This is a genomic window from Mesorhizobium sp. M0664 (assembly GCF_040320565.1).
Lineage (GTDB): Bacteria > Pseudomonadota > Alphaproteobacteria > Rhizobiales > Rhizobiaceae > Mesorhizobium.
On sequence record NZ_JAMYPW010000048.1, the window covers coordinates 42344 to 48814 of the forward strand.

A 6471-nucleotide genomic window follows, 5' to 3' on the forward strand; every position below is an offset into this window, starting at 1 on the left:
GATAGACAGCATCTTTTCGTTCGCCAGGCTAGGCGCGCTGCTGATCAAGGAGTTCATCCAGATGCGGCGCGACCGCATCACCTTCGCCATGATGCTCGGCGTACCGCTGATGCAGCTGGTGCTGTTCGGCTATGCCATCAACAACGATCCGAAGAGCCTGCCGGCAGCGCTGGTGACGATGAGCAGCGATCCTTACACGCGGGCCATGGTTTCGGCGCTGCAGACCACCGGCTATTACCGCTTCGACCATGTTGCGCAAAGTGCCGCCGAAGCCGAATTCCTGATGGCGCGCGGCGACGTCGCCTTCGTCGTCACCATTCCCGCCGATTTTGCCCGACGGGTCGAGCGCGGCGACAGCCCGCAGATTCTGATCGAGGCGGATGCGACCGACCCGGCCGTCGCCAGCGGCGCCATCTCGACGCTCGGCACCGTCGCCAATCAGGCGCTGCTCAGGGCACGCGGTATGCAGGAGACGGCGGCCGAAGCTGCCCGGGGCCAGCTCCAGGTGGTGGTGCACCGGCGCTACAATCCGGAAGCCGTCTCACAATACAACATCGTGCCCGGCCTGCTCGGCGTCATCCTGCAGATGACGATGGTGATGATGACCTCGATCGCGCTGACGCGCGAGACCGAGCGCGGCACGATGGAGAACCTTCTGGCGATGCCGTCCAGCCCGCTCGAGATAATGCTGGGCAAGGTGCTGCCCTATCTGGCGGTCGGCGCCGTGCAGGTACTGGTGGTGCTGGCAGCCTCGAAGCTTCTGTTTGCCATCCCCTTCACCGGGTCGATGTCGCTGCTGTTGACGGCGGTCCTTATCTTCGTCTTGGCGCTGGTGCTGCTCGGCTACACGATCTCGACGATCGCCCGCACGCAAATGCAGGCCCTGCAGCTCACTTTCTTCTTCTTCTTGCCGTCGATCATGCTGTCCGGCTTCATGTTTCCCTATCGCGGCATGCCGGACTGGGCGCAGATTTTCGGCGAGGTGCTGCCGCTGACGCATTTCCTGCGCATCATCCGCGCGGTGATGCTGAAGGGCGCCGAGCTGCCGGCGGTGGCAACGGAAATCGGCTGGCTGGTGGTGTTCGTGGCGCTGTTCGCCGGTATTGCGCTGGTGCGGTTCCGCCGGACGCTGGATTAGGGTCGAACTCGATCCGCTTGTGCAAATGATCGAGATTTACACGGACTTGGCCTGGCCCGGGACCGGTGTCAATTCAGGCGCATTGAGCCCTTCGAAGGGATCGCGCCAGGGGTCGATTTCTTCGAGTTTAAGATACCAGCGACTGACAGAGGGATAGTCATCGAGCGGCAATCGGGCGACATCGTTGAAGGGCAGAAACGTCGCCATTCGAAAGTCGGCATAGGAAACCGAAGCGCCGACCAGCCATTCTCGCTCAGAAAGCTCGGCATCAAGTATGGCAGCGGCCGTGCGGAAGTCGCTCAGGCCCTCCTCAACCCGCGCCTGATCGATCGGGCCGAGCCCATAGCGCTGTTTGGTCCCGCGTTCGAAATGCACGACGTCGCAGGCTCTTGCGAAGTTCTCTTTCCCCCAACTCAGCCATCGGATCATCTCGGGCTCGTCGTCGCCGGTGCGCCAGAAATGCGAATGCGTGTCGCGTGAAAGGCGGCAGGCTATGGCGTCGGCCTCCCAGAGGCTTTTTCCCAGGCCTACGAGGATGGGCAATGAAAGATTTGGATTGAGCGGCCGAAATCGCTCGGCCTGGCCCGGAGCGAAGGGAGAGGCGAATTCAAACTCGACCTTGACGTTGAGATACCGTGCCACCGCGACCGCGAGGCGAGGATTGGGATTGCGGCTGAAGAACAGTTTCATTGATCTCAGTCTTTGAAGGGTACCGGTTCGGCTGGGCGCAACGGAGGCTCGAGCGCCTCGAACCGGCACATGACCTGGAATTGGTTGCTATCTTAGCTGGCAGCAATGATCTCGGCATAGGTGCTGAGATCGACATTGCCGCCGGAGAGCACCACGGCAATGCATTTCCCGGCAAGGTCGATCTCGCCTGACGACAGCGCGGCCAAGCCGACGCAACCGCCGGGTTCGACCACCAGCTTCAGACAAGCCATCGCATCGCGCATCGCCTGTGCCACCGCCTTGTCGGAAACGGCGATGGCGCCCGCGAGATTCTTGCGGTTAATCTCGAAAGTGATGGCGCCCGGCTCGGCGACGAGAAGGGCATCGCAGATCGAGGTGTGGCCGGGCGCGTTCGACACCCTGGCGCCTTTGATCAGCGAGCGGCGTGTGTCGTCGAAATGCTCAGGTTCCACGGCCCAGACGGCGGTGCCCGGCGGGGCATCCTTGACCGCGATCGAAATGCCGCTGCTCAACCCGCCGCCGCCGCAGGGAACCACTACCGCATCGAGGCTGACGCCAAGCGCTCTTGCTTGGCGCATCAATTCGAGGCCGATCGTGCCCTGGCCGGCGATGATGGCCGGATCGTCGTAGGGCGGCACCAGGACCATGCCCTTTTCCACGTAAGAACGGACGACGGCAGTGCGATCGTCGCGGACCCGGTCGAAGGTGATCACTTCCGCGCCCATCTTCCTGACATTGCCGACTTTCATCGCCGGCGCATCGGCGGGCATGGCGATGACGGCCTTGACGCCGAACATCGCCGCTGCGGCGGCAACGCCTTGCGCGTGATTACCCGACGAGAAGGCGACGACGCCGCGGGCGCGTTCTTCCGCCGAGAGCGAGGAGAGCTTGTTGTATGCACCGCGGAACTTGAACGAGCCGGTGCGCTGCAACGTCTCCGGCTTGAACAGGATCCTGGCGCCGAAGCGATTGTTCAACTCCGGCGATTCGATCAGCGGCGTTTCGACGATCAGTCCGGACAATCGCGCTGCTGCACTGTGAATATCGGCGATGCCGGGAGGGGTGATCATGGCTGGGTCCTGCAAGAGATGAGACGGCCTATGGTGCACGGAAAGGGAAGCCGCGCACCAATGAAAAAATGTGACCGTTACAATTCGACTTGGAGGCAGGAGTGGGCGTGACTGTCACCCACCTCTCCTCCGCCCTCCGCCATGCATTCGTCATTTCGACAAATCGCTGCCGATTTACCGGCATTGCCGGCCGCCCCTCACCCCAACAGCGTCTTTTGCCGTTTGGGGCCGCCGATCTTGCGCCAGGTGTTGAAGCGATGGGTGGCAGCGGCGAAGGAGATCTTCATCTGCTGAGCGACCGAATAGCGCGACTTGCCTTCGTCGAACAGGCGATAGCAGCACTCGACGCCCTCCTCGGTCAACTTGCCGTCGGGAGCCTTGTTATGCGGATTGGCGGGATCAAATTTTTCGACCTGCTGCTCGACCAGCCCTTTCAGGCGCTGCAAGTCCGCCTCGATGTTAGCGATCAGGTCGAGAACCGGCTTGGGGTCAAACGGCTGCTGTTTTTCCAGCATCTGCGGGTTCCTTTCTCTTGGTTGAGATTCGGTTATATAGGTGAACGTTTGCCGATAGCAACGGCAATGTGTTCGGGATTTTGAAGCCTGTACCTTTGAGCATGAGTGGAGCGGGCACGATTGACCGAGGATGTGCGAAGCTCTAGTTTAGAACCGTTCTAAACTAGGGTGAATTTCTCATGCTTTCCCGCGTTTTCGGCTTCGGCCGCCGTCCCTTTGAATCGCTCTCGGAACAGGAGATCCTGGCGCTCGCCATCTCCTCTGAGGAGGATGACGGGCGCATCTATCGCGCCTATGCCGACGGGCTGGCGGAGAGCTTTCCGCAATCGGCCAAGGTGTTCGAGGAGATGGCGGAGGAGGAGGACGGCCATCGCGATTCGCTGATCGAGCTTTACCGCAAGCGCTTCGGCGAGCGCATACCGCTGATCCGGCGCGAACATGTGAAGGGCTATTACGAGCGCAAGCCGGACTGGCTGGTGAGGCCGCTCGGCATCGATCATGTGCGCAGCCAGGCCGAGGCCATGGAGCGCCAAGCCTACCTGTTCTATATCGAGGCGGCCAAACGCACAGGCGATGCGTCGACGCGAAAGCTGCTCGACGACCTGGCGATCGCAGAACAGGGCCACGAGACACTGGCGCAGCGGCTGGAGCAAAAGCATGTGCCGGGCGCGGTCAAGGACGAAGAGGCGGCGGCCGAGCAGCGCCAGTTCATCCTGACCTATGTGCAACCGGGGCTGGCCGGGCTGATGGATGGCTCGGTGTCGACGCTGGCGCCGATCTTTGCCGCCGCCTTTGCCACGCATGATACGTTCCAGACCTTTCTGGTCGGGCTTGCCGCCTCGATCGGCGCTGGCATCTCGATGGGTTTCACCGAGGTGGCTTCCGACGACGGCAAATTATCTGGCCGCGGCTCGCCGGCAAAACGCGGGCTGACCGTCGGCGTCATGACGACGCTGGGCGGGCTCGGCCATGCGCTGCCCTATCTCATCCCGCTTTTTTGGACGGCGACCATTGTCGCCGCCGTGGTGGTTTTCTTCGAGCTGTGGGCGATCGCCTTCGTGCAGAACCGCTACATGCAGACCCCATTCTGGCGCGCCGCCTTCCAGGTGGTGCTGGGTGGCGCGCTGGTGTTTGCGGCAGGGGTGCTGATCGGGAATGCTTAACCATTCACCGCCTGGCTGTCCTGAGGCGCCTCGGCGCGTTCGGTCAGGCCGTAATCGCGCACGACATGAGCGAAACGCAAACGATAGTCCGCCAAGATACCGCCGCGCCCGGCCTTCTGCGCCTGCCGATGTTCCTGCGTGTTGCGCCAGGCCTTCACCGCATCCTCGTCGCGCCAGAAGGACAGCGACAGGATGCGGTTCGGATCGGCAAGGCTCTGGAAGCGCTCGATCGACAGGAAGCCGTCGATGCCGTCGAGCAGTGGGCGCAGATCGGCGGCGATGCCGAGATAGGCATCGCGCATGCCCGCCGCCGGCTCGACCTCGAAGATGACGGCGATCATGGTTTCACCAAAGGAGCATGTGGCCCGGAGGCCAGCTTGAGGAAGGTGCGGTCCTCCTTCAGGATGAATTTTTCCCGCCGGGCGAACTCGTAATTCGCCTTACCGGCGGGATCGGCGGCGAGCCGGGCGCGGTAGGCTTCGTAGGCCGCAAGACTGTCGATGTTGTAGGCGGCATAAGCCCTGGTGGCCGAGCCTTCGTGCGGCGCGAAATAGCCGATCAGATCGGCGCCGCAACGCGGGATCGCCTGCCCCCAATTGCGTGCATATTCCTCGAACGCCGCCTTGCCGAACGGATCGATCTCGTAGCGGATGAAGCAGGTAATGGTCATTTTCGCCTCCGTGGCGGTGGATGTTTTCTGGCGGTCACAGTTCGAGCCGGATCGAAACGTTCCGAAGATCGATATGCTAGGCAAATCCCTCGCCGATCATGCCTGCCAGAACGATTTCGCGCATTCGCGGCGGACGTCTTCAGGTGTCAGGCCAAGGTCACGCAGCAGATGATCGTCGATCTCGGCGAGGTCGAGACGCTGCAAATGACGGTCGAACCACCGCTTCAGGAGCCGCCGCCACAAGCGGCGCAAGACAATGAACGGGAACGGCCGGCGAGCAGGCGCGGCGCCGAAAGCGATCCTTGCAGGCATAGTTGTCTCCTTGATTTGCATCGAGACTAATGCTTTATCTGACGAGGATGCTTCGATGAGGAACGAACTATGCGCGAAGGACCTGACATAGCCCGCATTGCCAGCCTGGTGGGCGATCCAGCGCGGGCAAACATGCTGTCCGCACTGATGGGCGGCACGGCACTGACGGCGAGTGAACTGGCACTCGAGGCCGGCGTGTCGCTTCCGACAGCGAGCTCCCATCTGTCGAAGCTGATGGAAGGCGGGCTGCTGACGCTGGCAAGCCAGGGACGGCATCGCTACTACGGCCTCGCTGGCCCGCAGGTAGCCGGCATGATCGAGGCGATCACCGGTGTTGCCGCTGCGGCCGGGCCGCAACGAGTGCGGCCTGGCCCACGCGACGCGGCCATGCGCGTGGCGCGGGTCTGCTACGACCACCTCGCCGGCGAGCAGGCGGTGGCGATGCTGGACCGTCTCGTCGCTCGACAAGTGCTCCTGCGAGATGATGAGGAGATTCAGCTTGGGCCGTCGGCCGCCTCGCATTTCGCCGCGATCGGCATCGATGTCGAGGGCAAGGCGCGGCGACCGGTGTGCCGGGCCTGCCTCGACTGGAGCGTGCGGCGTTCGCACCTCGCCGGCACGCTGGGCGCCGCCATTCTCGACAAGATCCTCGCCGAGAAATGGGCGCGGCGCGAGAAGGACAGCCGTGCGGTGATTTTCTCGCCGACAGGCAAGCAGGCGTTCGAGAAGACGTTTCTCGCCTGACGGCTCGCTTCGACGCACTAGAACGGCTCGTCGTTTCACGGAAACACCGAACCGCTCTATCTCTTTGTTTTGACGCAATTCCGGACGGAAAACCGTTTCACACTTTTCCTGGAATTGCTTGTCTTATGACTTTCGCTGCCGAATGGGTCAGAAAGGAACGCTGAGAGAG

Annotated in this window: 9 protein-coding genes; 3 read left to right on the forward strand and 6 right to left on the reverse strand. The window is 62.3% G+C overall.

Annotated elements, in window-relative coordinates:
• The first annotated feature begins 1 nt into the window (after position 1).
• Positions 2-1138, forward strand: coding sequence for an ABC transporter permease (locus NKI39_RS28520; protein WP_352473617.1), 1137 nt, complete (start codon positions 2-4; stop codon positions 1136-1138).
• 36 nt (positions 1139-1174) lie between these two features.
• Here the strand turns inward: NKI39_RS28520 and NKI39_RS28525 are convergent, their stop codons facing one another.
• The 3 genes from NKI39_RS28525 to NKI39_RS28535 form a co-directional block, all read right to left on the reverse strand.
• Complete coding sequence (locus NKI39_RS28525) at positions 1175-1828, reverse strand: glutathione S-transferase family protein (protein WP_352836016.1); 654 nt, start codon at positions 1826-1828, stop codon at positions 1175-1177.
• Between the two features lie 92 nt (positions 1829-1920).
• Complete coding sequence (locus tag NKI39_RS28530) at positions 1921-2898, reverse strand: threonine/serine dehydratase family protein (protein ID WP_352614761.1); 978 nt, start codon at positions 2896-2898, stop codon at positions 1921-1923.
• Positions 2899-3095: 197 nt separating this feature from the next.
• A complete protein-coding gene (locus tag NKI39_RS28535; protein WP_352451855.1) occupies positions 3096-3413 on the reverse strand; it encodes a hypothetical protein in 318 nt (105 codons plus the stop codon).
• A 179-nt stretch (positions 3414-3592) separates the two neighbouring features.
• Here NKI39_RS28535 and mbfA point away from each other — a divergent pair, with 179 nt between their 5' ends.
• The gene (mbfA, locus tag NKI39_RS28540) at positions 3593-4576 is read left to right on the forward strand and encodes an iron exporter MbfA (protein WP_352473594.1); all 984 of its coding nucleotides are present in this window, start codon (positions 3593-3595) and stop codon (positions 4574-4576) included.
• Here mbfA and NKI39_RS28545 read toward each other — a convergent pair.
• The 3 genes from NKI39_RS28545 to NKI39_RS28555 all read right to left on the reverse strand — a co-directional run bounded on the left by NKI39_RS28545 (position 4573) and on the right by NKI39_RS28555 (position 5558).
• Positions 4573-4917 (reverse strand): antibiotic biosynthesis monooxygenase family protein, encoded by a 345-nt coding sequence (locus NKI39_RS28545; RefSeq protein WP_352836019.1) that lies wholly within the window; start codon positions 4915-4917, stop codon positions 4573-4575. The genes mbfA and NKI39_RS28545 overlap by 4 nt on opposite strands.
• Positions 4914-5246 (reverse strand): NIPSNAP family protein, encoded by a 333-nt coding sequence (locus NKI39_RS28550; RefSeq protein WP_352614759.1) that lies wholly within the window; start codon positions 5244-5246, stop codon positions 4914-4916. Before NKI39_RS28550 ends, NKI39_RS28545 begins: the two co-directional genes overlap by 4 nt.
• Before the next feature lie 96 nt (positions 5247-5342).
• The gene (locus NKI39_RS28555) at positions 5343-5558 is read right to left on the reverse strand and encodes a DUF1127 domain-containing protein (RefSeq protein ID WP_352836022.1); all 216 of its coding nucleotides are present in this window, start codon (positions 5556-5558) and stop codon (positions 5343-5345) included.
• Between the two features lie 69 nt (positions 5559-5627).
• Here NKI39_RS28555 and NKI39_RS28560 point away from each other — a divergent pair, with 69 nt between their 5' ends.
• The gene (locus NKI39_RS28560) at positions 5628-6302 is read left to right on the forward strand and encodes an ArsR/SmtB family transcription factor (protein ID WP_352539797.1); all 675 of its coding nucleotides are present in this window, start codon (positions 5628-5630) and stop codon (positions 6300-6302) included.
• Positions 6303-6471 lie beyond the last annotated feature (169 nt).

Bases quoted from the DNA above. Each gene is read 5' to 3' on its own strand.
- NKI39_RS28560 (WP_352539797.1), top strand. From the start codon at position 5,628: ATGCGCGAAGGACCTGACATAGCCCGCATTGCCAGCCTGGTGGGCGAT.
- NKI39_RS28550 (WP_352614759.1), bottom strand. From the start codon at position 5,246: ATGACCATTACCTGCTTCATCCGCTACGAGATCGATCCGTTCGGCAAG.
- NKI39_RS28535 (WP_352451855.1), bottom strand. From the start codon at position 3,413: ATGCTGGAAAAACAGCAGCCGTTTGACCCCAAGCCGGTTCTCGACCTG.
- NKI39_RS28545 (WP_352836019.1), bottom strand. From the start codon at position 4,917: ATGATCGCCGTCATCTTCGAGGTCGAGCCGGCGGCGGGCATGCGCGAT.
- NKI39_RS28555 (WP_352836022.1), bottom strand. From the start codon at position 5,558: ATGCCTGCAAGGATCGCTTTCGGCGCCGCGCCTGCTCGCCGGCCGTTC.
- NKI39_RS28525 (WP_352836016.1), bottom strand. From the start codon at position 1,828: ATGAAACTGTTCTTCAGCCGCAATCCCAATCCTCGCCTCGCGGTCGCG.
- mbfA (WP_352473594.1), top strand. From the start codon at position 3,593: ATGCTTTCCCGCGTTTTCGGCTTCGGCCGCCGTCCCTTTGAATCGCTC.
- NKI39_RS28530 (WP_352614761.1), bottom strand. From the start codon at position 2,898: ATGATCACCCCTCCCGGCATCGCCGATATTCACAGTGCAGCAGCGCGA.